This is a genomic window from Bdellovibrio sp. HCB209, from assembly GCF_047306065.1.
GTDB lineage: Bacteria > Bdellovibrionota > Bdellovibrionia > Bdellovibrionales > Bdellovibrionaceae > Bdellovibrio.
Genome location: NZ_CP178618.1, coordinates 3,355,407 through 3,379,323, shown reverse-complemented (window position 1 = coordinate 3,379,323; position 23,917 = coordinate 3,355,407). Strand labels below are relative to the sequence as shown.

Annotated in this window: 23 protein-coding genes; 12 read left to right on the top strand and 11 right to left on the bottom strand. The window is 44.4% G+C overall.

Annotation, left to right across the window (positions count from 1 at the left end; translation table 11 throughout):
- Positions 1–61 precede the first annotated feature (61 nt).
- On the top strand, positions 62–1,042 hold the full coding sequence (locus tag ACLVWP_RS16380) for an MBL fold metallo-hydrolase (protein ID WP_413558729.1): 981 nt from the start codon (positions 62–64) through the stop codon (positions 1,040–1,042).
- Here ACLVWP_RS16380 and ACLVWP_RS16375 read toward each other — a convergent pair.
- Positions 1,039–3,303, bottom strand: coding sequence for a transglycosylase domain-containing protein (locus tag ACLVWP_RS16375; RefSeq protein ID WP_413558728.1), 2,265 nt, complete (start codon positions 3,301–3,303; stop codon positions 1,039–1,041). The genes ACLVWP_RS16380 and ACLVWP_RS16375 overlap by 4 nt on opposite strands.
- Positions 3,304–3,414: 111 nt before the next feature.
- Between ACLVWP_RS16375 and ACLVWP_RS16370 the strand changes: the two genes are divergently transcribed.
- The 4 genes from ACLVWP_RS16370 to ACLVWP_RS16355 all read left to right on the top strand — a co-directional run bounded on the left by ACLVWP_RS16370 (position 3,415) and on the right by ACLVWP_RS16355 (position 6,642).
- Complete coding sequence (locus ACLVWP_RS16370) at positions 3,415–4,005, top strand: co-chaperone GroES (protein ID WP_413558727.1); 591 nt, start codon at positions 3,415–3,417, stop codon at positions 4,003–4,005.
- A 10-nt stretch (positions 4,006–4,015) separates the two neighbouring features.
- Positions 4,016–5,419: a hypothetical protein gene (locus tag ACLVWP_RS16365; RefSeq protein ID WP_413558726.1), complete on the top strand. Its 1,404-nt coding sequence runs from the start codon at positions 4,016–4,018 to the stop codon at positions 5,417–5,419.
- Positions 5,420–5,574: 155 nt separating this feature from the next.
- Positions 5,575–6,264, top strand: coding sequence for a hypothetical protein (locus ACLVWP_RS16360; protein ID WP_413558725.1), 690 nt, complete (start codon positions 5,575–5,577; stop codon positions 6,262–6,264).
- Positions 6,265–6,273: 9 nt separating this feature from the next.
- Positions 6,274–6,642, top strand: a complete 369-nt coding sequence (locus ACLVWP_RS16355) for a hypothetical protein (RefSeq protein ID WP_413558724.1) — start codon at positions 6,274–6,276, stop codon at positions 6,640–6,642.
- Here the strand turns inward: ACLVWP_RS16355 and ACLVWP_RS16350 are convergent.
- The 3 genes from ACLVWP_RS16350 to ACLVWP_RS16340 all read right to left on the bottom strand — a co-directional run bounded on the left by ACLVWP_RS16350 (position 6,639) and on the right by ACLVWP_RS16340 (position 10,298).
- Entirely contained in the window at positions 6,639–7,631 is a 993-nt protein-coding gene (locus ACLVWP_RS16350; protein WP_413558723.1) for a hypothetical protein, read from the bottom strand. The two genes, ACLVWP_RS16355 and ACLVWP_RS16350, sit on opposite strands and share 4 nt — an antisense overlap.
- The gene (locus ACLVWP_RS16345; RefSeq protein ID WP_413558722.1) at positions 7,628–8,674 is read right to left on the bottom strand and encodes a hypothetical protein; all 1,047 of its coding nucleotides are present in this window, start codon (positions 8,672–8,674) and stop codon (positions 7,628–7,630) included. Before ACLVWP_RS16345 ends, ACLVWP_RS16350 begins: the two co-directional genes overlap by 4 nt.
- Positions 8,675–8,747: 73 nt before the next feature.
- Positions 8,748–10,298, bottom strand: a complete 1,551-nt coding sequence (locus ACLVWP_RS16340; protein ID WP_413558721.1) for a hypothetical protein — start codon at positions 10,296–10,298, stop codon at positions 8,748–8,750.
- Between the two features lie 313 nt (positions 10,299–10,611).
- On the opposite strand from ACLVWP_RS16340, the gene ACLVWP_RS16335 reads away from it, so the two are divergent.
- The gene (locus tag ACLVWP_RS16335; RefSeq protein ID WP_413558720.1) at positions 10,612–11,799 is read left to right on the top strand and encodes a KamA family radical SAM protein; all 1,188 of its coding nucleotides are present in this window, start codon (positions 10,612–10,614) and stop codon (positions 11,797–11,799) included.
- 4 nt (positions 11,800–11,803) lie between these two features.
- Here the strand turns inward: ACLVWP_RS16335 and ACLVWP_RS16330 are convergent, their stop codons facing one another.
- From ACLVWP_RS16330 to ACLVWP_RS16320, 3 genes are all read right to left on the bottom strand, one after another.
- The gene (locus tag ACLVWP_RS16330) at positions 11,804–12,265 is read right to left on the bottom strand and encodes a hypothetical protein (protein ID WP_413558719.1); all 462 of its coding nucleotides are present in this window, start codon (positions 12,263–12,265) and stop codon (positions 11,804–11,806) included.
- A 149-nt stretch (positions 12,266–12,414) separates the two neighbouring features.
- Entirely contained in the window at positions 12,415–12,981 is a 567-nt protein-coding gene (locus tag ACLVWP_RS16325; RefSeq protein WP_413558718.1) for a hypothetical protein, read from the bottom strand.
- Positions 12,982–13,049: 68 nt separating this feature from the next.
- A complete protein-coding gene (locus ACLVWP_RS16320; protein WP_413558717.1) occupies positions 13,050–15,347 on the bottom strand; it encodes an ATP-dependent helicase in 2,298 nt (765 codons plus the stop codon).
- Between the two features lie 196 nt (positions 15,348–15,543).
- Here ACLVWP_RS16320 and ACLVWP_RS16315 point away from each other — a divergent pair, with 196 nt between their 5' ends.
- Both ACLVWP_RS16315 and ACLVWP_RS16310 read left to right on the top strand, forming a co-directional pair.
- A complete protein-coding gene (locus tag ACLVWP_RS16315; protein ID WP_413558716.1) occupies positions 15,544–16,890 on the top strand; it encodes a hypothetical protein in 1,347 nt (448 codons plus the stop codon).
- A complete protein-coding gene (locus ACLVWP_RS16310) occupies positions 16,887–17,492 on the top strand; it encodes a hypothetical protein (protein WP_413558715.1) in 606 nt (201 codons plus the stop codon). The genes ACLVWP_RS16315 and ACLVWP_RS16310 overlap by 4 nt, the downstream gene beginning before the upstream one ends.
- Here ACLVWP_RS16310 and ACLVWP_RS16305 read toward each other — a convergent pair whose 3' ends face one another.
- Together ACLVWP_RS16305 and ACLVWP_RS16300 are read right to left on the bottom strand one after the other, a co-directional pair.
- Positions 17,493–18,179 (bottom strand): HdeD family acid-resistance protein, encoded by a 687-nt coding sequence (locus ACLVWP_RS16305; protein WP_413558714.1) that lies wholly within the window; start codon positions 18,177–18,179, stop codon positions 17,493–17,495.
- A gap of 179 nt (positions 18,180–18,358) precedes the next feature.
- On the bottom strand, positions 18,359–19,180 hold the full coding sequence (locus ACLVWP_RS16300; protein WP_413558713.1) for an SPOR domain-containing protein: 822 nt from the start codon (positions 19,178–19,180) through the stop codon (positions 18,359–18,361).
- A 133-nt stretch (positions 19,181–19,313) separates the two neighbouring features.
- On the opposite strand from ACLVWP_RS16300, the gene ACLVWP_RS16295 reads away from it, so the two are divergent.
- A complete protein-coding gene (locus ACLVWP_RS16295) occupies positions 19,314–20,153 on the top strand; it encodes an inositol monophosphatase family protein (RefSeq protein WP_413558712.1) in 840 nt (279 codons plus the stop codon).
- A gap of 2 nt (positions 20,154–20,155) precedes the next feature.
- Here the strand turns inward: ACLVWP_RS16295 and ACLVWP_RS16290 are convergent, their stop codons facing one another.
- A complete protein-coding gene (locus tag ACLVWP_RS16290; protein ID WP_413558711.1) occupies positions 20,156–21,250 on the bottom strand; it encodes a DUF2914 domain-containing protein in 1,095 nt (364 codons plus the stop codon).
- 98 nt (positions 21,251–21,348) lie between these two features.
- Complete coding sequence (locus tag ACLVWP_RS16285) at positions 21,349–21,660, bottom strand: hypothetical protein (protein ID WP_413558710.1); 312 nt, start codon at positions 21,658–21,660, stop codon at positions 21,349–21,351.
- Positions 21,661–21,958: 298 nt separating this feature from the next.
- Between ACLVWP_RS16285 and fliL the strand changes: the two genes are divergently transcribed.
- From fliL to fliN, 3 genes are read left to right on the top strand one after another with little or no spacing between them, the layout of a single operon-like run.
- Positions 21,959–22,489: a flagellar basal body-associated protein FliL gene (fliL, locus tag ACLVWP_RS16280; RefSeq protein ID WP_413558709.1), complete on the top strand. Its 531-nt coding sequence runs from the start codon at positions 21,959–21,961 to the stop codon at positions 22,487–22,489.
- Positions 22,490–22,498: 9 nt separating this feature from the next.
- Positions 22,499–23,524, top strand: coding sequence for a flagellar motor switch protein FliM (gene fliM, locus ACLVWP_RS16275; RefSeq protein ID WP_413558708.1), 1,026 nt, complete (start codon positions 22,499–22,501; stop codon positions 23,522–23,524).
- Between the two features lie 8 nt (positions 23,525–23,532).
- On the top strand, positions 23,533–23,907 hold the full coding sequence (gene fliN / locus ACLVWP_RS16270) for a flagellar motor switch protein FliN (RefSeq protein ID WP_413558707.1): 375 nt from the start codon (positions 23,533–23,535) through the stop codon (positions 23,905–23,907).
- Positions 23,908–23,917 lie beyond the last annotated feature (10 nt).

Here is a 23,917-nt window from a genome sequence, read left to right as displayed (position 1 = left end):
GCGACCAGATCAGTAAAATATTAATTTGTTTCGTGTTTATTCTGAGGCATCCTTAGGAGGTATGTCATTCTCCATAAAATTCTGGGGCGTACGTGGGTCTTTGCCTTCGTCTCCACCACCATCAGTTTGGGCAAACCACATAGAAGGAGTTCTTCAGAACTTTTTCAACAGTGGCTATCATAGCTCACATCAAGTTTCTGAATACATGAGAAGCTTGGAAGAGCCTATGGTTGGCGGCTATGGTTCGGCGACAACGTGTGTAGAATTGAATTATGGAAATAGCCAAATCATCATCGATGGTGGCAGTGGCATTCGTTCGATCAGCGAAAGAATTTTAAAAGGCATCGCGACTCGCAAAAAAGGTCCTTATCATATTTTTATGACCCATTTTCACTGGGACCATGTGATCGGTTTGCCATTCTTTGTTCCTCATTTTATTCCTGGCGAAGAGATCCATTACTATGCAGTTCAACCAGAAATGGAATCGTTGATTCGCGGTCTTTTCAAAAAGCCGTACTTCCCAGTTCCGTATGAGGCTTTGCAGGCGAAAATTCATTTCCATGTTTTAGAGCCGCGCAAAAAAATCAATGTGGGCGAATTCGAAGTGACACCTTATCAACTTGATCATCCAGATCCATGTTGGGGTTTCAAAGTTGAAGCTGCTGGTAAAGCGTATGCACACTGCGTGGATACGGAAGGCACTCGCGTGACTCAAGAACAATTGGGTGCGGATCTGCCGTTATATCAAAATATTGATTTGATGTATTTCGATGCTCAGTACACGTTGCCGGAGCTTGCTGAAAAAGCAAACTGGGGTCACAGTGCTGCACAAGTGGGATTGGAAATTGCTTTCCGCGAGGGGATTAAACATGTTCTTTTCGCGCATCATGATCCGGGCGCACGCACAGATCATGTCCTAGAATTGCGTCGTCAAACTAAAGAGTACTACGATTCAGTGTTTCGTGCTTCGGCAGCGAATAACGAAACTCTTCCAGCCGTTAAATGGGATTTTGCCCATGAAGGACTGGAAGTTATTCTCTAAGGCTCAGTGCCTTTTCTGAAAATCAAATCAACAGATTTAGGATCGAAATCAGCTTGAGTTGCGTTCAATGCGCGCAAGGTTTCTTCGTCCAAAGTGACTGGCACTGTGCCCTCGGGCCATGCGAAATCATCCGCTGGATAGCGTGAACCAATTTTTTTCATGAAGCTTGTCCAAACAGGAACACCGCCGCTAGAACCTGTGAGTTTGTGTTGTAGGTTGTTGTCGTAACCAACCCAAACAATCGTCGTTAGGTAAGGAGTGAAGCCACTGAACCACGCATCTTTGTTGTCGTTGGTGGTTCCGGTTTTTCCCGCGGCAGGATTGGTGAAGCCGTTCAGAGGAATCGCGCGTGCGGAACCAGATTGAACCACTTGTTTCATCATGCTGATCAGACTTGCTACAGTTGCAGGGTCTTCCACTTGGCGGTCGTTTGGATTGTAAGTGAAGATCTCTTTGCCGTCTGGAGCGATGGCTTTTCTGACGAAAGAAATATCTTTGCGCAGACCCATGTTGGCAATCGTCATATAGCTTTGCAGAACTTCACGCGGATACATTTCAAAAGCACCCAACGTCAGAGATGGGAGAGCTTTAAGTTCTGAATCAATTCCGAACTTGTGAGCCACATCGACGATATTGCCAATGCCCACTTGCATACCGAGGTTGGCAGTCGCCGCATTCATAGAGTTTTTCAAAGCATAGAACATCGGAACTTGGCCGTAATATTTTTTGCCATAGTTTTCTGGAGCCCAAGTTTGTCCTTCGTACTTGATCGCTTGCTTTTCATCGTTCAAAAGAGTGATCGGCGTATACGGTTTTCCCTCGGGAGTTTCATTCATCAAAGCTGTCAGATAAACGAACGGCTTCATTGTTGAGCCGACTTGGCGGTGACCATCAATTGCGCGATTGAATTGAGTCATGCGATAATTACGACCACCCACCACGACATTCACCAGGCCCGAACGGTTGTCGCCAACTAAGACGACGCCTTCAAGGCTACTGCCTTTATCTTTAAGGCCTTTGATGTGTTTGTTGTTTTTTTCTAAGTTATCTAAGTGATTGCGCAGGGATTCTTGGGCTGCTTGTTGGGCTTCCAAATCCAATGCCGTGTAAATGCGTAAGCCTTCAAGTGGAATTTTTGCGGCGTCTAACTGTTTACGAACAGCATCCAAATAGTAAGGCGCAGTTTCTGTCGCAAGACTTACCGGGGCACTCGGTAGAGGTGTGTTGTCAGCCGCAGCCATTTGTGAATCTGTGATGAAATCAAGGCCCTTCATTTTTTCCAAAACCAAATGACGGCGACGTTCTGCATTCACTGGTTTTTTAAACGGATTGAAAAGACCCGGGCTGTTGACGATAGCTGCTAGCAAAGAGCATTCAGAAAGATCAAGATCGCTGACTTCTTTGTTGAAGTAGTAACGAGAGGCCGCTCCGTAACCGCGCACTTGGAAAGGACCATTTTGTCCCATGTAGATCACATTCAGATAAGTTTCTAGAATTTCGTCTTTGTTGAAACGAGATTCCAAAAGAATCGACATGATGAACTCTTGAAACTTACGTTTTAAAGTTCGTTCGCTTGTCAGGAAGTAGTTCTTTACCAATTGTTGAGTGATGGTACTGCCACCCTGAGCTTTGCGTCCCGAAGTGACATTTTTTACGAGGGCACGGAAGATCCCTTTGATGCTCACACCACCGTGTTCAAGGAATTGGGCATCTTCGATAGCCATAATGGCGTTCGAGCACATAGGTGGAACCTCACCCAGTGTCACGGTTTTTTGCATTAAAGGTTCGTTACCGATGTACTGCGCTAAAAGTGCGGCCTCTCCGTACACTGATGGCGTTTCCTGGAAAGGCGCGCCAGTCAGGGTTTTCGAAATGGTATTGTCATTTTGAAAAACCACAACTTGAATGGAGCTATCGACTTTCTCGGTCTCAATATCGCGATTGACCCAACCAAAGCAGGCCACTTGATTTTCATCGAGAGGGATTTGTAGGCGAGCGCTGCACTGCTCACGGTCTGCAATGAAGTAATCACCCTGTAAAAGGCGTTGATCGTAGTCACGACGGCGGAAGTTTTGCTTCTGAAACAAGGCTTCAACATCCGTGACTGTCGCGGTATTTCTTTGCGAGAAAATTTGGGGACCCGCGTAGTACTCTGTGGGGATCAAGAAGCGCTTGGACTCAAGCTTTTCCGTCATCTCTTTTTCGAGAGAAAAATAGGAGTAAGTGGCAATACCAAGCCCTGTGATGATTGCAAGCGTCACAAGGATTGTAAAAGAAATTAAAATGGTCTTTAATCGTGGTCGCAACATGCACATAGAGTAGTACGAAAAACAGATACTGTTGAAGTAGTTTTTTCGTGAAAGGGAAAAGTTGTGGCTAAGAAGAAATCTTCTGCAAAGAAAGCCGTTAAAAAGACCGTGAAAAAGGTCGTTAAAAAAGCCGCTAAGAAACCAGCCAAAAAAGTTTCAAAAAAAGCACCAGCTAAGAAAGCATCGCCAAGCAAAAAAGCTCCAGTAAAAAAGTCTGCTCCTAAAGCAGCTAAAAAAACGGCGCCTAAAAAGGTTGCGAAAAAGCCCGTTGCGAAAGCAGCGGCAGCTAAGGCAGCAAAACCTGCCACTTCGCACTTGGTGAAAGCTCCAGCACCTAAGAAAGTCATTGATCTGAACGATTTCGTGACTCCATTGGATGATCGTTTGATCGTACAAACTTCAGGTTCTGAGCGCGTGACTGCTGGTGGTTTGTTCATTCCAGACACTGTTGCTGATATGTCAGGAAACTTGCATGGAACAGTTGTCGCTGTTGGACGTGGTCATGTGAATAAAAAAGGCCATCTTCGTCCGATGGAATTGAAAGTCGGGGACAAAGTTGTGTTCTCGCAATACTCAGGTTCAAAAATCAATCTTCAAAATGAGGAACTCGTCATCCTTCGCGAAACCGAAGTGATGGGCGTTGTTCAAAAGTAAAGGAATACGAATGTTGAAAGCACATTTTCTAAAGGCATTGGGTCTTTCGCTTGTTTTGTCGTCTACAGTGGCGCAAGCGATCTCTTTGGATTGGTCAGGCGGTTACCGTGCTGAGTGGACTGAAGTAGATAAACCTACTTTGACAAATCCGACAGGCCGTAAAGCTTATGGTTTGAACTACTTGTATCTTTCTCCAAAGATCATTGCGGCTGATGGTATCAACATCATTTCTCGCTTTGATGTTTTGAACAGCGGTATCTATCCAAATTCTCAGTTGGGTACTATCTGGGGGATGAACGAATCGACAAATCCAAACGCGGGTAACCAAGGCGCAACAACTGTAACAGCTAGTCAGTTGTACTTGAACGTGAACCAAGAGTTCGGTTCGTTGTTGGTGGGTCGTGTTCCATTCGATTTCGGTTTGGGCATGATGTACTCTGGTGGTAAAGGTGCTTTCGATCACTGGTATAACACTCGTGATATGGCAGCCTACAAAGTTATCATCGGTGACTGGTTCTTGATGCCAATGATCGGTCGTCAATACGCAAATGATTTTGGTCAAGGTAACAACCAAACATTCATGGGTGCACAACTTCAATATGAAAACGTTGAAGCGAAATCTGTGATTGGTGTTTACGTTGAGCAAAGAAAAGGCGCTAGAACGACTTTGGATTACTCTCAAACACAACTTGATACTTATGCAGGTGGCGCGGGTCTAGGAACTGTTGGTGCTGACATGAGCATCAGCACGACAAGCTTCGTGTTGGGCCGTGGTTGGGATTCTTTCGGTTATAAAATCGAAGGTGCTTTCCAATCTGGTGAAACAGGTATCAAAAAAGGTGCTGATGACGTTCGCATGGACGGTTTCGGTATCGCAGCTGAACTTTACTTCCCGGCAAGAGAATCAAAATGGGAGTGGAGTTTGAAAACAGGTATGGCCACTGGCGATACTGATTCAACAAACTTCAGCGGTTTCGCATTCAACAAAAACTACGATGTAGCGATGTTGATGTTCAATCACCGTTTGGGCAGTGCGGATTTCTTCAATACAAACGCAGTTAAACCAACAAGCACTTCAACGACATTGGATGTTTCTAATTCAGCGGACGATGAAAGTGTTGGCAACGCTTACTATGTGGCTCCATCGGTGAAATACGCATGGAACGAGCGTTTCGATGTTCGCAACACTCTGGTTTATGCACAATTGATGAACACGCAGCAAAATTCTGTTGATGCCAAAAAAGATTTAGGCCTAGAATGGGATATCGAGTTGATTTACAAACCTCTTGAACGTGTTCAATGGGTGAATCAGATCGGTTTGTTGTTCCCGGGTGAAGCTTGGAAAAATGGCAACTCCGGTTACGGCAATGACTTTACATTTGGATTTGCATCTAAAGCCGCCATCAGCTTTTGATCACAACTTGATTGCAACTTGTACGACAGCTTGATGACTACATGATACGACTTGTTTGGTGGTGAGCAGGGCCCCGGGGGGAAACCCCCGGGGATTTTTTTTGCCTAAAATCCGCCTTAATTTGCCTTTTTCTGGTAACGGCCTATGATATTTCGATGAAGGCTGTCTCTTTATTTCTTATCGCAGTAGTTTTAAGTGCCTGTGCGCAGAAAGCTCCTTCGCCTATGGATCTTCCTAAGTACAATCGTCTAATTTCCGTTCCGCTCACTCCGCAGTATTGGACTATCGCTTTTGATGGTGGCGGAGAAGTGAAGTTTCACGCCGATGGAACTAAGGATTTGGTGTTCTATCCACAGACCGCGAAGACTTCATTGCAAACGTTTTCAAGCCTTCTGTTGTTAAAGAACACGGTGATTTCTCCGATTAATAACTTCGTCGCAAAAATGGAAGTGACGACAACCAAGCAATTGCGCTCCTCCACTCCAAACGAGTGGGAAGTTTTTTGGTTCGTCAGTAATTATCGAAAAGATCCCAACATAGTGAAGACCGCGAATTACTTTATTCAAAAACCTAATACGGGTGTTGAGTTGGGACGATTCTTTGAGCAAGAGGGCCAGAAGTTTTTAAAAACGTCTGAGGACGCGAAACAGCCTATTGGTGCGCGTTCGACTTATTATTTTGCAAAACAAGGACAGCGTTATCGAGTTTTTCGTGACGGGGTTCAGATTATGGACTACCACGGTTCTAAGATGCCTGAGGCGTTGTACGATCAGGCGGGGGCTTTGGGTCTTTACAGTGAGGACGCCGAGGTTCGAGTTCACTCATTTGCATTTCAAGTTTTATAGGGAGTTCGTATGAAAAAATTTATGGTGATGATTTCAACGATGATGATCTCTGCAACAGCTTTTGCAGGTCCTTGGAAAATGGTTGCGAACGAAACGATTTTCCCGAACTCGCCTCCAATGAAAATCTATAACGTAAATTCCAAAGAAACTTATTCAGAAATTCTAGTGCGCGTAAATCGCGGCACCATCAGAATTCAAAACCCAACAATCTGGTTGAAAAACAAAGGCCAAATGGCCGTGTGGCAAATCCAAGGTGACTACCGCGGTCCCCGCGACGCCTCGGGAAACTTCCTCGCTGACTCTGTTCGCGATATCCGTATGAACGTTCTAAATCTTGATCGTAACATTCCCGCTCAAATCCAAATTTATCTTCGTTAGTTTGCAGTGAACGCGGTTTTGATATTCTCTAAATAATCCGGTGATTTAATTTCTGGATTTGATTTCTTTAAATATGTCTCTTCAATACGGATCAGATCATCACTACGAAGTGACTGTTGAGGCATTCCTATTCGAGATGCGATTACGAAGGGCTTCAGCCATAGGTTTGTGAGATCTTCTTTAGTGAGGGCCTCGTCTTTTGAAAGACTAATTTGGTACTGTATGAAGTACTCTATGCCTACCTTTTCATTTCCTTGATATGGAAAAATCAAACGTGAGTTACCGAGTAATTCGGACAAATATGTGAACATGGATGAATATTTTAATCCATCCTTTTGGTACAAAGCTCGAATTAATTCAGAGCTTATCCAAATTGATTTGGCTGAGGAGAGCTTGTTGCGGGCGGTGCAGTTTTTTTCATTTAGGAACTTTAACAAGTTGTCATGTCGTTGGGGAATGTCAGAGACTTCGAAAAAATCTTCTCCTGGAAAATAGTTACTGGAGATCGTCTCATCGAGAGAGAATTCAAGATGAAGAGACAGCAAGGCCTCGCAAGAGATTTTGTTTATAGAAACTAACTCATCCATACCCTTGGATGGGGAGTGTGATAAGGCCTTTTGCATTTCTAAAGAAATTTTTCTATTAAGAGACTTTAGAGGGTAAAATCCCCTTAAGTCGTACTTATTGTTTTCTAGGAATACCTGATAGTGAGATTGATAAGGTGTAAAACCTTTTTTTATCAAAGCTTCGACGATATCAGGGTTTCCGCGCACTAATGCGGATTGAAAGACTTCTCCGTCGTGTTCAAAATCACGATCTTCTTTGAGGTTAAATGATGATATTGAAATTATAGCATTTTCAACCGATTCTGAAAGAATGGCTTCTTGTAAAGACTGAACGTCAGATTTTACGTTAGATTCTCGATTTAAATCTTTCTTAAATGAGCAAGAGCAACCAAAAGCTAGAATGAGAAAAAATATTTTTTTCATGACTCTATCTCCTGATCTTCAGCTGTTTTTTCGGGGTCAAGATTATTAAATTCAGTACATCGATCTTCAGATAAATCTTTAGGTACTTTGATGTCACTGCAGATTTTGCTGTATACTTTTCTTATTCCAAGGCGAATCTCCGCAGCCGTGTTTCGGGAGACATCTTCTTTTCCAAATCGAGCAACAACCTCAGACTCATACTGATCTGGTGAAGGAGTCCACTGGATAACTGCCGAGATATCGTTTGAATTTACGAAAGCTTGGAGTGTTTTCATTGTTACTGATATCCTGTTTTTCTCCAGAGGTTCGAGCTCTTGGAGGATTAGGATTGGATTTATGTGGAAAGATCTTCCGTGGCTACTTTGGACCCGAACAAGTCTTGATTCTTGAGGGAGCACTCTAAAGAGTGCAACCAGCAAAGTGTCGTTTTGGAAATTACTCTCGACATACTCTTTAAAATATTTCGACATGATAGATTTGAGGTTAACGGGCCTTAACGAGCTCATGCAATTGGGAACGTCATTGATAAACTCTTCTATTTTGTCGTCATATGCCGCTGATTTTTCGATCCTTCCGAGGACGGCATCACACGCTAGTTCAAAATTTCTAGTTTTATTTTTTAAGCTAAGCCAATCATCGAGATTAATTAGATTATTTGCTTGTTGAGTTGAATCTTGGAATAGGTTAGCGACAGAGCTTTTGTGAATGTCGTTTATGCTTGGTTGGTTGTAGTAAGATTCGCCTTTTAGATCCGGTTTGAATGGAGACAGACCTTTTTGTATTAGCATATTTAGCACGTCGTAGCTGCCTCGAGTTGCTGCGACGTTGAGATAGAATTTTGGATTTGACGTTAGGCTTTCCAAGTCGTGATCGTTAAGGTTGTTAAGCTGAATTTTCAATGAGTCGACATCAGCTGAGGCTATTTTTTCTTCTAAATTCATTGGCGAATAGTTGTTCTTGCCAGTCTGGTTTGATTCTTTTGAAAAGGAGCATCCTATCAAAAAAGACATCACAGCGATCGGGAGCAGAATTTCTTTTTTCATTTGATCTCCTTTCTATTAGGAAACGGGTCCGTCGTGGACCCGTTGGAGGCTTAACTATTACTTAGTATCTGTTTTAGTTGCGCATGTTGATGACAGCTGCGCCTTGGTTTCCGTTACCTACAGTGTTCATGTTGATCACACCTGGTTGGTTTGCACCGAACTGTTGGTTCATTTGCGGCTGGCTGTACATCATTTGTGGTTGAGTGTACGTTTGCGGCTGAGTGAAGCCAGGTTGGTAAACTTGCTGTTGACCGAACATTTGTGGCTGCACTTGCGGTTGTACGATGGATTGCGGAACCACTGGCATTGCAGTGTTATTTACCGCTGCTACACCTGTTGGAACAATCGGAGCCATGAAGTTTTGGTTCGTTGTTGGAATTCCGTTTGGAACTACAACTGTTCCTGGGTTGAAAGTCGTACCAGTTTGCGAGTAACCGCGACCTGCAACATCAGCGCGAACCCATGTTTGGCCGTTAGCATCTACTACCGCTGTTTGGCCAACTGAAGAGTTTGAACCAACAGACATGAATGCTTGATTGATAGCTTCTTGAAGTCCTGCTGCAAATCTGTTCGATTGAGCCATGCGTGAGTTTGCAGATGTCTCTGCTGTAATTTGGCTAATTCTTTGCGACATTTGAAGTAGTTCAGTGTCTAGTGTTGGATTCGATTGAATTCTCCAGCCAATTTCATTTTGAATTTCTGTTTTTTCTACTCCCGATGAAGCTGCCGCTTTTTCTTTTAGAGAATTGATGAACTTCAAGTCCGCAGCTTTAATAGAAGCTGTTGAGTTGATAAGTGCTTGTTGAAGTTTTTCATGTCCTTCTGGGATTCTGATGATGAAGTCTTCAAGATAGGCTAGTTTTTGAGAGATTGATTCTGGAGCTTCTCCTGTGCCACGTAGGTATTGGTAATACTTAGATCTATTTTCCAAGATAAGGTCAGCTTGGATTGGCATAACACGTCTGTTGATAAATGAATTAACTGCGCCGTCATTGATCTCATCACTGTCTAGATCTGAGAACATTGCTGACAAGCCCTCAGAGTAGCACGACATTTTCTCGTCACTGCTATCCATATCGACACACTCGCTAGCCAAGCTATCAAGTGCTGCTGTCATTTTCGCGAATTTTGCTTTTGGATCTTTTTTGTCTTTAGATTTCTTAGCCACTTCCTTACGAGGTGCTTTTACGCGCTCAGGAGCGTGGTCTGTCATTTCGTCGATAACGCTTCTTGCGATAGAAGCAGAATCTTCAACTTCAGCAGAAGAATCATCTTCGCCATATTTAGCGATCAACTTTGCTGCTGTTACATTTAATACGTCAATTTGAGTGCTCAGTGGTTTGTTGATTACGAATTCAGTAATACAGTCGTCACAAGTAATGACTGTACCGCTTTCAGTGTCGACTTTTGAATATTTAAGACTCGTTTTATCTCTATCAAGAGCTGTGTAAGTCACTTGATATACGCCGCTCGCGTTTGTGATTTTGTCCATTTTGACTTCTTTAGTAGAAGCCATGTCCATCGAGAAAGTTTTCACAAATGTCGGTGGCGAGATATTAAAGCTAAGCGCAGCAAGTAGAACACCTGTCATGGCCCATTTCTTATTCGATTCGTTAAATTTCATAAGTCCTCCTAGTTAATAGGTCTTCCAGACCCTTTTTCCTAATAGAAGGTAAAGCCAAGTACGAGCCAACTTGGGTAGGTTTGGATGGCACGTCCAAATCACCGAAAGACCTAGTGATTCTCACTTTGAGAGGGGTGTTCTATAAAAACTCACATGTCGAACTTCTGGAGTTTCAATGTGAGAACTGGGTTTTTCGATGTGATATTAGTTACTTATGCGTGGGGGAGGGGGTGGGGGGCAAAACCCTCGAAAATGACCCTTTTGGGCGCTTCCGCTTGCGAAAGTGCACGTTTTCATTGATAACACCCTCTCAATGAAGCTGCATTTCCCTCCTTCTCCTAAACCTGCGCATATCGCTGAATCCGATTGGAACAATTGGACTTGGCAGCTTCGCCATTCCTTAAAGAGTCGCGCAGATTTTGAAAAGACTTTTGAGCTCAGTGAAAACGAGAGAGCAGCCTTCAGCGAGGGAGCAGAGCTTTTTAATATTCGCACAACTCCGTATTACGCGAGCTTAGCTGGTGGTGAGGGCGATTCTATTCGTCAGATTTTGATGCCACAAAAGTTTGAAATCGAAGAAGGTTTGCAGCAGATGCTCGATCCTTTGGGCGAGCGTAAAAACAATCCCGCTCCGCGCGTGATTCATCGTTATTCCGATCGCGTTTTGTTTTTGATCACAGATATCTGCAGTGTTTATTGCCGCTTTTGCACACGCAAACACTTCACGGGGCAAGAGCAAGCGTTCATTCGTAACGAAGAATACGAACAAGCGATCAACTACATCAAATCTCATCCTGGTATTCGCGAAATCATTTTATCAGGTGGTGATCCATTAACCGTTAGCGATGGTCAGTTGGATCGTGTGTTGGGTGATTTGCGTGCGATTGAGCATGTCGAAATCATTCGTATTGGTTCACGCATGCCGGTGGTATGCCCCATGCGTATTACGGATGACTTGGTGAAGATTTTAAAAAAGCACAAACCCGTGTTTTTGATGTCGCACTTCAATCATCCAAATGAGCTAACAGCAGAAGCTGCTGCGGGTCTTGAAAAGCTTGTGGATAACGGCGTTCCGGTTATGAACCAAATGGTTTTGTTGAATGGCGTGAACAATCATCCGGCCTTGGTGCAGGCCTTGAATCGTCGTTTATTGTTCTTACGTGTGAAGCCTTACTACATGTTCCAGTGCGATCCTTCGCAGGGCACAGATCATTTACGCACTTCGATTGAAGACTCCCTAGAAATTCAAAAAGAATTATGGGGCCATCTATCAGGTTTGGCGATGCCGAATCTATCCGTGGATATTCCAGATGGTGGCGGCAAAACTTATCTTGTACCAAATTACGAAACAGCTCGTGAGGGAAATACTCGTCACTATAAAGGCTGGGACGGCGTGGTTGCAAAGTACGTGAGCCCAGCTCCAGAGAAAATCAAAAAGCCTGAGCTGCATCACTACGAGCAAGAGTGGAATAAATTAAAAGCGGCGAAGTCGCCGCTTTAGTGTCTTAAGGTCTGTAGTCTAATTCTAAAATTCCGTAATCGTTTTCTACACCGACAGAGAAGTTGAAAAACTCCACTTCTGGTTTTCCGCTGAATTGAATCCATTGCGACATTGAATCAAATTTGCGTGGTTCAGAGTTGCGATCAGTCACCCAGTACAAAACTTGGAAGGCTTTTCTTTCTTGAGTTGGGTGATTGAATTCTTGAACTAAGAAATGCACACGGAACTCGCGCAACATTTTAGTGCCTTTGCCACACCAAACATCCCAATCCCAAGCATCGGGTCTGTCATAAACGTGGGAGCATTTCAAAATGATTTCGCCATCGTTACTCATCCAGCGGAATTTCACGTTGTCTTCGGTAACGGCTTTGGGGCCGACCAATAAAAATCCTGGGCGAGGAGCTGCGAATGAAACAGCGGAAAACAAAAAGCTGATGGCCACGATGAAGTATTTAATTGTTGTCATCTTTTAAGCGTAGCAACTTGAAAGACGAAATCAAAAGCTAACTGACTCCGAGTAGGACTCCAGGCTAGGAGTTTGCGAAAACCAGACCCACATAATAAAAAAAGGCCCCGGTTGCCCAGAGCCTTTCTTAATTAGTTTTTAAGAAACAATTAGTTCCAGAAAAGAGAGAAGTTTAGGAAAGCGACATTGAAACCCATGTCCAAATCGCCTTTTTTCTCGATGCGGATTTCTGGAGTGTAAGTGATACCATCCAAGATTTGGATGCGTTTACCACCGCCGATAAAGAAACCGAATTGGTTTTCGTAATCGTTAGTGTCGTAAACAGAGTAAAGACCAACACCAGCTTTCGCAAAGAAAGAAGATTTCAAGTCAGATTGGAAGTTGTAAGCACCGATCGCCGCGATGTCGATCAAAGTTTCGCTTTCGCCAGTTCCTGACCAAGCTTTAGAAAGAAGTTGGATGCCACCTTCGCCACCAACTTGGAAGCCATCTTTCAAATAACGAAGATAAGAAACACTTGCAGTGATTGCAGTGCCGTTATCGCCATCAACTTGACGATTGCCAGAAACGAAATGACCTTGAGTAAGGTTCGTAGTGATTTCATTCAGCGGAGCTGCGCTGTATGAAGTGAATGAAGAAGAAGTGTAGTCTTTTGCAGATGCTACAGAGCAAAGTGCAGAAGCAACCACGGCTGCTGATACGATAAGTTTTTTCATAGTTGACCCCTTTGTTAGTACAGCAAAAATGATTGTTGTTAATCAAAAAGGAGTCAACCCTAAATGTGTTAAACTCGTTCTAAGCGTGCGTACTTCACGACAAACTTTTTTACGGTATTGTCGGTGAACATAACGCTGACCTTCAAGTTATCCCCAGCACCTTCTGTGGAATACACCGTGCCGACTCCAAATGTCGGATGACGTACGCGCATGCCTTTAGAGTACGAACTCTTGCTAGATGAGTCCATATCGTCATAATCCGGGAAGTCTTGTGTATCGAAGTCGTCCCCACCAGCGCGAGGTTTGTTGCGATTCCCACCACCAGATGAAGACCAAGCACTTGGGAAGTATTCATCATTGCTACTGTTGGAGCCATATCTGGATACAAAACGTGGAGCCTCAGCCGCAGCTGATTTAAAGTTCACGAATTGAGTTGGAATTTCTTTAATAAAGCGCGATGGAGGATTGAATTGCTCCTGCCCCCATACGCGGCGCATTTTAGCATAAGTCAGCCACAATTTTTGGCGAGCACGAGTCATTCCCACATAAGCGAGACGACGTTCTTCCTCGATATCATCTTCGGCTTCGGATTCAGCGCTGCGTGAACTTGGGAATAAGTTTTCCTCTAAGCCCACAACAAAGACGTAAGGGAATTCCAAACCTTTAGAAATATGCAATGTCATCATCGTCACAGAGTTTTGCTCTTGGTCCAATGAATCGACATCGTTCACTAAGGCCATCTCTTCAAGGAAGCTTGTCAAAGTCGACTCTTCGCCACGCTCTTTAGCGAATTGTGCAATGGCATTGTCGAGCTCTTCTAAGTTTTCAATACGCGCTTGAGCTTCCGGGGATTCGTCTTTCTTCAAAGCCGCCAGGTATTCGGTGCGATCCAAAACAATGTGATAGAAATCAGTCAGTTTAAAGTTCGCTGAATTCGCTTGAAGCTCGGTCATCAAATCCAAGAAACGACGAACCTTGCCACATGTCCCTGCATTGAACAGGCGTTCATTCACAGCTTGTTCCGCAGCTTCCATCAAAGTTAGATTTTTTTGGAACGCGAGCTCTTCCATTTTCTCGACAGTGGTTTTGCCGATACCACGAGCTGGCACATTGATCACACGTTTCAATGCAATATCATCCGCCGGATTCACAGAAAGTTTCAAATAGCTGATGATGTCCTTGATCTCCATGCGTTCATAGAAACGCACGCCGCCGACCAAACGATAAGGAATACCCAAGGTGCGCAGTTGCTCCTCAAGAACGCGAGACTGAGCATTTGTACGATAGAAAACGGCGTAGTCATTGTAAGAGCCTTCGCCCTCATTGATCATCGTCTGGATGGTTTTAGCGACGAACTTGCCTTCTTCATATTCATTGCGCTCTTCGCGCACATTGATCAAATCGCCTTCCTGATTGGAAGTGAAAAGAGTTTTGTCTTTTCTTTGCGAGTTGTTTTTGATCACCGCAGTTGCGGCATTCACGATGTTAGCAGACGAGCGATAGTTTTCCTCAAGCTTTACAACTTTGGCCTCTGGGAAGTCTTTTTCAAAGTCCAAGATGTTTTTAATATCAGCACCACGCCATGAATAGATCGATTGATCTTCGTCACCGACCACGCACAAATTACGATGAGCTTTCGCCAGCATTTGTACGATCAAGTATTGGATGTGATTGGTATCTTGATACTCATCCACCATGATAAAGCGGAACTTTTGTTGGTACTGAGCCAAGATATCTGGATACATACGGAAAAGTTCGAAAGTCTTCATCAGAAGATCATCGAAATCCATGCTGTTCGCTTTTTTCATTTCGGCTTCGTAGGCTTTGTAAACCTCTACCGTTTTTTGATCCATCAAGCGTTTGTTGCCTTTTTCAAACTCCGCCGGAGTCAGACCCAACATTTTTGCGCTGCTGATGCGACCTTGAAAGTTTTTAGCAGGATAGATCTTGTCGTTGATATTCAATGCCGTCATGACTTTCTTGATTTGTGCGAGTGAATCCGAAGAGTCATAGATCCCAAAGAAAGGTTTATAGTCGAGCAAAGTCACATGCTGACGAAGCACGCGCACGCAGAAGCTATGGAAAGTTGAAATCCAAAGTTGGCTGTGAAGGGGAACTTGCAGTTCGCTTAACAGCTTGTAAATACGATGCTCCATCTCTTTGGCAGCCTTATTAGTAAAGGTCACCATCAGGATTTCATCTGGGCTCGCTGCCCCCATGCCGATCATATTGGCCATACGATGGGTCAACACACGGGTTTTCCCGGAACCAGCACCCGCCAAAATCAAAACCGGGCCCTCAAGAGTCTCAACCGCATCTTTCTGCGCAGGATTCAAATTTTTCGTAACAAATTCCAATACATCCATGAAAGCTCTCCTGATTCCCGCGGGCCTGGGGCGCCGAAGCCTTGGCGAAGGCGACTGTCGAAGTTTTAGAGGGACTGACAAAGTTTGTCTATCCCTAAGTTATCATTGAGTTTTTTGTGAACTTCCGCTAAAACTATAACGCATTAGGTCAACAACCTACCGAGGCACCTTTTTTATAGTGCCTGGAGAGGACTTTGTGAAGCGCGTTCTGCCTAAAATCACTGCGGGAATCTTATTGGCCATGGCTGTCACGGCATGCTCTGGTCAGCAGGAAACTGCACAAGTTTCAGGTTCAGTGGAAGTCCTAGCTCCAGTGAATGACAGCAAGGCTGGATACAGCCTTAAATTCATCGAGTTATCAGGCCTTGATAGCCTGCGTGAGGTTTCCGGACGCTTCGTTCGTTTCTTTATCAGCCCGCGTATTTTGGACAACCGTTTAAATGGCCCTGCTCCGCAAGGTCGTTTTATTAAAAACACCGATGGCAAATACATCCCTGCAAATGATCAAAGCCAGCAGTTGGCGGCGATCTATGGTCACATGCAAAACCTGGCAAAATTGGATGAAGAATTAGGCGCCGGGGGAGTGAATCACTGGCCACGCGATATCGGTGTTGCCGTTAGAGAAGCCAGCGGTCTTGTGAACAATGCTCTTTACGATGGTTTGACGGATTCTATTTTGATCGTACCGTACACGAAAGACGATCTGCCTATCGCTGTGAATGGCGGTATTTTAGCTCATGAACATTTCCATTCTCTGTATTTTAAATTAGTGATGAAGGGGACGACGGACTCTTCAGGCGAGCAAGACACAGGCTCTATTCATGACCGTTCTCGTTTCTTGTCAGCAGCTGGTATCGAAGACACGGATCACCATCATGCAGAGGTCAATCCTCGCGTTGATCCGAGTGCTATTAAAATTGGTAAAGGTCGTGTGGTTTCTCCGTCTGATAAAGTTGTTAAGCGTTACTACAATCGTTACTTCCAACGTGCTTTGAATGAAGGCTTAGCTGATTTCTGGGCATGGATGTATACGGGCGATCCCGATTTTATCGCGGCATCTTTGCCAAGTGAAAAACGCAAACGCACATTGAGTATCGAAGGCTACCAAGTTGTGAGCTTGGTGAAAGCAGAAAGCTTGCGCGATATCTCTGCCACGTACTTGAATTTTAATTCTCGCTCTGAATTTGAAGATCACATGTTGGCGGTCTCTTACAACTTGGGTACGAAGTACTCTCGTTTGTTGAAGCTCTTTACTGATACAGCGGCAGAGTCTCGTGGGATTGAATCTCAAGAGATGCGCAAAAAGGTTGCGGCTTGGATCGTGGCTTCTTTGCCAGTATTCCGTCAGGATTTCTTAAACACGGATGCTGAAGGTTTCTATCCTCCGACACGTTTCTTAAGTGTTTTAAGCAGTGCTGCCACAGACTTGAACCAAAAGGAATGTGAATTCTTGGCGGAGGTGATTAACTCCACTGAGGAAAGTCGCACGAAAACATGTGTGGATAACGGACAGCGCTTTGAGATCAAAGAGGCTAAACTATGAAGTTGATCTGGCTAGGCCTGTCACTTCTATTGTTTGCAGCGACCGCAAATGCGCAAGAGACGCGCATGAAGCGTCCGGTGATGATTCCTCAGTTGAATCAGTTGCAGATTTATCCGTTGGCTTTTGAAATCCGATACGAAAAAGATTCTTCTGATAATTACCTTGAACAAAGACCTACGAACTTGAGTTTTGCTTATCGCACGAACGTGTGGTCGATTTTGTTTGAGTATTCTAAATTCACAGAAAGCACTGGGAACTCCACACTGAACATCGATCGCGAACATACGGAGATGGTGTTGTGGGGGCGTTGGCATTTGTGGCGCATGACTCAAAAACAAATGCGCATCTCGATTTATGGTGCGGGTGGTTTGGGTACTTACTCCGAAGATATTACGACGTCTCTGTCTGGTAGCAGTCAGAAAGACTCCACGGGTTCAAAGCTCATGGGTGGCTTAGCTGCTGGTGGCGATATCTCTTATGACTTTGTGAAAAACTTTGGAGCGGTTGCGGCCCTTGAGGGCCGTGGATTGATGGGGCAAGGATTTGATCCGAACCCCACATTTGGTGCTCTTGTTCGCACGGGCCTCTATTACTCTTGGTAATCAGTGCAAAGTCGGTCGTGTCTTATCACGATTTTCTTTAAGCTGTTGTCTTTCGCCATCGCCCTCTTCGTGATCTTTTTCTAAATCTTCATTTTGCTTGTGGAAATACTCCTGCTCGATTTCATCATAGTTATCGGGCAGCAGTGAATTCATGGAGCGAACGACATCGTGTCCGCGTTTGCGAATCGCATAACCTAATCCCACCATGCTAAGACCATTCACGATCAGATCAAGACCGATAAAAGTTCCTACTGCCCAGTAAGATGAAACCGGATAGTTGTACAGAAGCAGTGAAGCCAAAGCTAAAGAGGTAATCCCGTTCACTGCGAAAAATCCCCAACCTGTCGAGCGTTCAACGAAGGCTCCGATAACTTTGGTGAAGCCTCCTGCTAGCAGCATAAAGCCGACTAAGAGTGGCAAGAACATCGAATTCACATAGGGATCTCGCGCGATAAGAATCGCGGTTACAAGGCTGAGTGAACCTAATCCCACATGGGGCCACATTTGCCCGGTTCGGCGTTCGGTGATTCCGAAAGTGATTTGCGCAATCCCGCTGACGGTTAAAATAACTGCGAGACTTAACAGCGTCGCCATTGATGTCGAGATAAGTGTAACTGCAAGTGCGATAACACCAACGAAAGCACACATGCCACCATTGATTATCAGACGTCCTGATTTTCTATCCATGATTGAATCCTCCACTGAAGAGTGTCGGATTTAGGATGATACTGTTGGGTTGAATCCCCAAGTAGCAAGAGGCAGATTTGCCGAATCGCAAATGAGAAAATAGCGAAGATGATGTTTTAGAAATAAAAAAGCCTGCGATTTTAGCCGCAGGCTTTTTAGCGAGTTCTGAGTAAGGAAGATTACTCAGTGATCTTTTGCACGATAGCGGAAGATACTTTCGCTTTATTGATCAATTCAGATCTGTAAGTAGAAGCTTCTTTAGAAGTTGCGAACTGACCTACGCTCACACGGTACCAAGTTTTACCTTTGATGCTCGCTGGAACATAGAATGCGCTGTAACCTTTAGTTTTAAGATCAGAAGCAAACTTTTGTGCTTCAGCTTCGTCAGCGTAAGACGCTACTTGCACTGTGAATTTACCAACAGTGTATTGAGCAACATCTTTAGGTAGTGAAGATGGAACGCGAGTTTCAGCAGTTGCTGTCGCTGTTTTTGCTGGAGGAGTTACTGCTTTAGGAGCTTTACCTGCTGCCAAGTCTTTAGCTACAGAAGAAGGCTCTTCGTTTTTAGCAGTGTCACCGTGTTTTGCTGGAGCTGCGTTTTTAGCTGCCTCAGCATGTTTAGCAGTTTCGCCGTGTTTAGGAGCTTCTTCTTTTTTTGCTTCGCCATGACCAGCAGTTTCACCGTGGCCACCAGCTGCTGCTGTTGTACCATGAGCATCACCGTGACCAGCTTCAGCAACTGGCTTTTCATCAGCAACGAACTCTTCAGCAAGTTTTGCGATCTCTTCATCAGTCATTGCACCAGTTTTAGATTCAGTAGCTGTAGCGCCATGCTCAGAAGCTACTTCACGAGTCGCAGAACCTTTAGTTGGCTCAAGTTGTGAAATCGTATGTTGGTTGTCACTGTAGTTCTTGCCGGCAAAAATACCGATCGAGAAAGATAGTAGAGAGATAAAGAAAACTATTACTAGTTTTACAACCGTATCTGATTTCGCTGCCATTTTTTGAATCCTCATCGTGTTAAAACCCGCGTAAATGCTTAAGTTTCGGGCCCTTCCTTTGGCCTTACATCCATGGTAGCTTTAAGTCCTGGAATTGGTCAATCATCTGACGGTCCGGAGTTGTGGGAGCATCATGGAAAACAGCGTAAAATCAAGGGATTGGAAGCAGGTCTTAGGTACGGCAATTAAAGCTGTGAGCCTGGGACGAGAAGTGCTTCTCAATTATTTCGGTAACTTAGAGCACATCGAGCACAAGTTCCAAGCTGGACTTGTGTCAGAGGCCGACAAAGAATCAGAACGAGTCATCTCAGACTACCTGAAGAAAAATTTTCCTGACATAGAGTTTCTTGGGGAGGAATCTTATGCCGCTGGGGCGAAAGTCCAGTGGGAAACAGCAGGCTCCCGCGGGCGTTGGATTCTAGATCCTTTGGATGGAACAACAAACTACATTCATCGCTTTCCTATTTTCTGTATCAGCTTAGGTTTGGAAATCGATGGGCAAATTCAATTAGCAGTCATCGACGTTCCGATGTTGAACGAAACGTACACCGCGATTCGTGGTGAAGGTGCTTTTGTAAATGGTCGCAAACTTTCGATCACGAAAAATGACAAGCTTCAGGATGCCTTGCTGGCAACGGGTTTCGTGGCAGAGCATGAGCATGTGATTTCTGAGCAGCTTAAAATTTTCAATGATGTCGTTCGTAAATCACGTGGCGTGCGTCGTCCTGGTGCTGCCGCTTATGATTTAGCTCAAGTGGCACGCGGTGTGTTTGATGGATACTGGGAGCGCAATATTCAACCGTGGGATGCGGCTGCAGGAATTCTTTTAGTCGAAGAAGCGGGTGGAGTTGTACAAACTTATCGTGGTGATAAATACAACCCGTATAAGAATTCGATCATCGCAGGTCACCCTGCAATCGTTAAACAATTGCAGAGTGTTTTAGCTCCGCACATTAGTGACGGAACCAATTAGGATTACATCTCTTCCGTGGTGAAGAGACGATCAGGAGATGATTGGTCGGTTTTAGTGACGTTAAAGTAAATACGACCAATCTCTCTGCCATCTGTTGTTTCGACGCTGATGCGTCCCTCTCCTGCAGCATAGTTCTGTTTCATCGCGAATCCGCGGAAACCTTCTTTGCGACCTCCAGAAATACGCATCGGAACTTTATCTGTGCTGATCCAACCTTGGCGAGGATCTTTGTAATACCAATGCACGATCACCGAATCATCAAAGCGTGCTGGTGAATAAATCTGTGCAAAGAAATAAATCTTATCACCTGGCTCTGCTAAAAACTCTTGATCGCCAGTCTTCCAAAATCTCCAGGAAGGATTTTCGTGAGAGAGCAGGTATTTACCTTCGGACTTTTCGATGTTGTGGTAGATGCCCATGTTTTGCACTGTCAAAGGCACAGGTGGGATCCAACCGATAAAATACAAAATCACAAAAAGACCTAAAACACTGAAGCCTGGCAAAGCCAAAGTTCTGAGCAATAGTTTTTTGTTATTAATCTTTTTAGCCAGCAGGCGATACGCCAAATACACAACAGCTGCCGTCAAAGTAATGGACGCAAGGAATGTCGTGACGCCAACAAAGCCCACTAAAACCGGAATCGTCATCGAGAAAAATGCGAACAGACAAATGACGTAAAGACCCAGTTTTAAATCGACCGCGGCCTTCTGAACTGTTTTAAGTTCGTTGGCCACCATGATTGCCATCATCAGCGCGACAAAGACGATCGAAGAAAAGATCGATGAACTTTTAAGAAAGAACAGCGAGTACACACTGAGCAAGCTTCCCAATAGGAAGTGCACCGCAAGCCCACGGTATTCCCAATATTTGGAGGCGCGTTCCGAAATTTTAATAAGCCCATGAGTGCTTAAGAAGTCATAGAAGAGGATTAAACCAATGACTCCCAGGTAAACCACCTGCTGAACAATGGAGAGGGGATCGTCGATGTCTGAAAGAGTCAGGACGTCGAATATAAAACCGCCCAAGAAAAAGGCGATGTCTACTTTGGTTTCGTTTTTTTCATAGTAATCTAGAAGTCGCTGTTTCAATGCCGTCATGGATTTATCCTACCCACAGGATCACCTGAAATCCAATAAAGAAAGCCTCCCTGAATCAGAGGGAGACTTTCCAATGGCACTATCTATCATTTAGTGGATCAATGAGTGAATTTTGACTTGATAGTGTCGATGCCGTGTTCAACTTTCTCTCCCATACGAGCCATGAAAGATTTGGCTTGTTCGTCACTGATATTGTATTGGGCCATCAAAGAATGGACCTTTTCAGTGGCAGCCTCTTTCGACATACCCGTTTTTTCTGAGATCATGTTGATCAAATCATCGGGGCTTTTTAAAGCGTCTTTGATTTGGGCATCAGAAAGGTTCAAATTTGCGAATTGCGATTTTAGGGCGGTGGAAATCTCACCGAATTTTGACTGAAGGCCTCCCACAGTTTGGTTTAGATTGTCCATAAAATCTCCTTCCTATTATGTGTTGGACCCACCCATATTATGAACCTCCTTGGGCACTTCAGCCACAGGACCTTCGTCGGTGGGCGAGCACTGGCAGTCAACAAACCTTCGCCAATTCTTTGACTCCTGTCATAAAAATTTTGGATGGCAACATTTTCCCAACAGGCAAAATTTGCCTGTAATCAAATATGTTGGACTACAGGACAGGTGACTAGACGGATGACGTGTTGGCACTTGTGTTGCTTACATATTAGAAGAGACCACTCCCATATTTGTGGTCGTTCATCATGGAGGATGAATGGCAGAAGAAAAAGCGGCAGCCGCTGAAGCAGCACCATCGGGCGGTTCCGGACAAAAGCCTATACTCTTAATTGCTCTAGCAGTTCTAAACATGCTCATCGTCGCTGGCGTGGGCTTCATGCTTTATAAAGGCAAACAAAAAGAAGCAGCTGAACCTAAGATCGAAAATGTGATCAAAGGTGAGGCTGAAGCACAACATAAAGAAGAAGCTGAAGAAAAAGAAATCGTCGGTAAAGTTATCCCGTTGGAAACTTTCATCGTAAATCTTGCGGGTTCTAAAGGTCGTCGTGTGGCTAAGGTCAACATCGAACTAGAGCTTAAAGGTGATAAAGCCGCGGAAGAGATCGATAAGCGTAAAGCGCAAATTCGCGACATCATTATCATTATTCTATCTTCTAAAACATATGAAGAAGTAGCGACGCGCGAAGGTCGTGACAGCTTGAAAAACGAAATTAAAGACACAATCAACTCCTTCCTGGTTCAAGGGAAGATTTCAAACGTGCTCTTTACTGAGTTCCTTTACAACTAAGGTAGGAATATGAATCAGGTACTTTCGCAAAGTGAAGTTGATGCTCTCCTCGCCGCGGTCTCCGACGGCGATGTTGCATCTTCTGATTCCCCGAAGTCTGACAGCTCAGGTGGCGGCAGCGGTGGTGGCGGTGATAATGGTAAGGTGGATGAACGTAAGATTATTTCTTACGATCTGACTTCCCAAGATCGTATCATCCGTGGTCGTTTACCACAGCTTGAAGTTATCTATGAAAAATTCATGAGAGCATTCCGTGTCTCTTTGTCATCGGCGCTTCGTAAAATCGCATCGATCACATTGACGGGTACAGAATTTTTGAAATTCGGTGAGTTCATCAATACTTTGCCGATGCCAACTTGTATGTGCGTTCTGCGTTTTGGTAACTTACGTGGTTCTGCGCTATTTGTTATAGAGAGTAAGCTTGCTTACGCCTTGGTCGACAGTTTCTTTGGTGGTGCGGATCGTCCTTACACAAAAATTGACGGTAAAGATTTTACTCCGATCGAACTTCAGATCGTGCAAAAGGTTGTGGGTCTTGCGATCAACGATCTTGAAACTGCATGGGCTTCTGTTGAAAAAATCGGTTGTTCTTTTGTTCGTACCGAAGTGAATCCACAGTTCGTAGGTATCGTGCCTCCGACTGATGTGGTTATCGCTTCGACTTTCGACGTTGAGCTTGAGAATGCATCGGGTACGGTTTCAATCGTAATTCCTTATGCGACGATCGAGCCTATCAAGCAAAAACTATCTACAGGTTTCCAAGTTGAATCTGACCAAACTGATAAGAAATTGTGGACTTCCACAATCCAAGAACAGCTTTTGGAAACAGATTTGGAAATCAAAGTGAACTTGGGTGAAACCGAGATCAAACTTCGCGACATGATGGGCTTGAAAGTAGGGGATGTAATTCCTCTGGATCAAGATGCTACCGGTGAGTTCGAAGTTGAAGTTGAAGGTATTAAAAAGTTTTTAGGTTATTACGGAATACATCATGGAACCGTGGCTGTCCAAGTGACTCGTCCGGTAATCAAGTAGGGGGATAAATGACAGACGATAAATTGGACGACTTGGCAGATCAGTTAATGGCAGAAGCTTCGGGCATGGCCGCAGAAGGTGCTCCTGCGAAAAAAGAATCTTCAGCTGGTTCACCAGTTAAAGACAGAAATTTGAATTTGATCTTGGATATTCCATTGAAAGTAACAGTGGAACTAGGTCGTACGAAAATGCCGGTGAGTGAGCTTTTGAATCTTACTCAAGGTAGCGTTATTGAATTGAATAAATTGGCCGGTGAGCCAATGGAAGTTTACGTGAATGACAAGTTGATCGCTCGCGGTGAGGCCGTGGTGGTGAATGAGAAATTCGGTGTACGTTTGACAGATATCATTTCGCCAGCTGAACGCGTAGAGCAGCTGAAGTAAGAGGTATAAA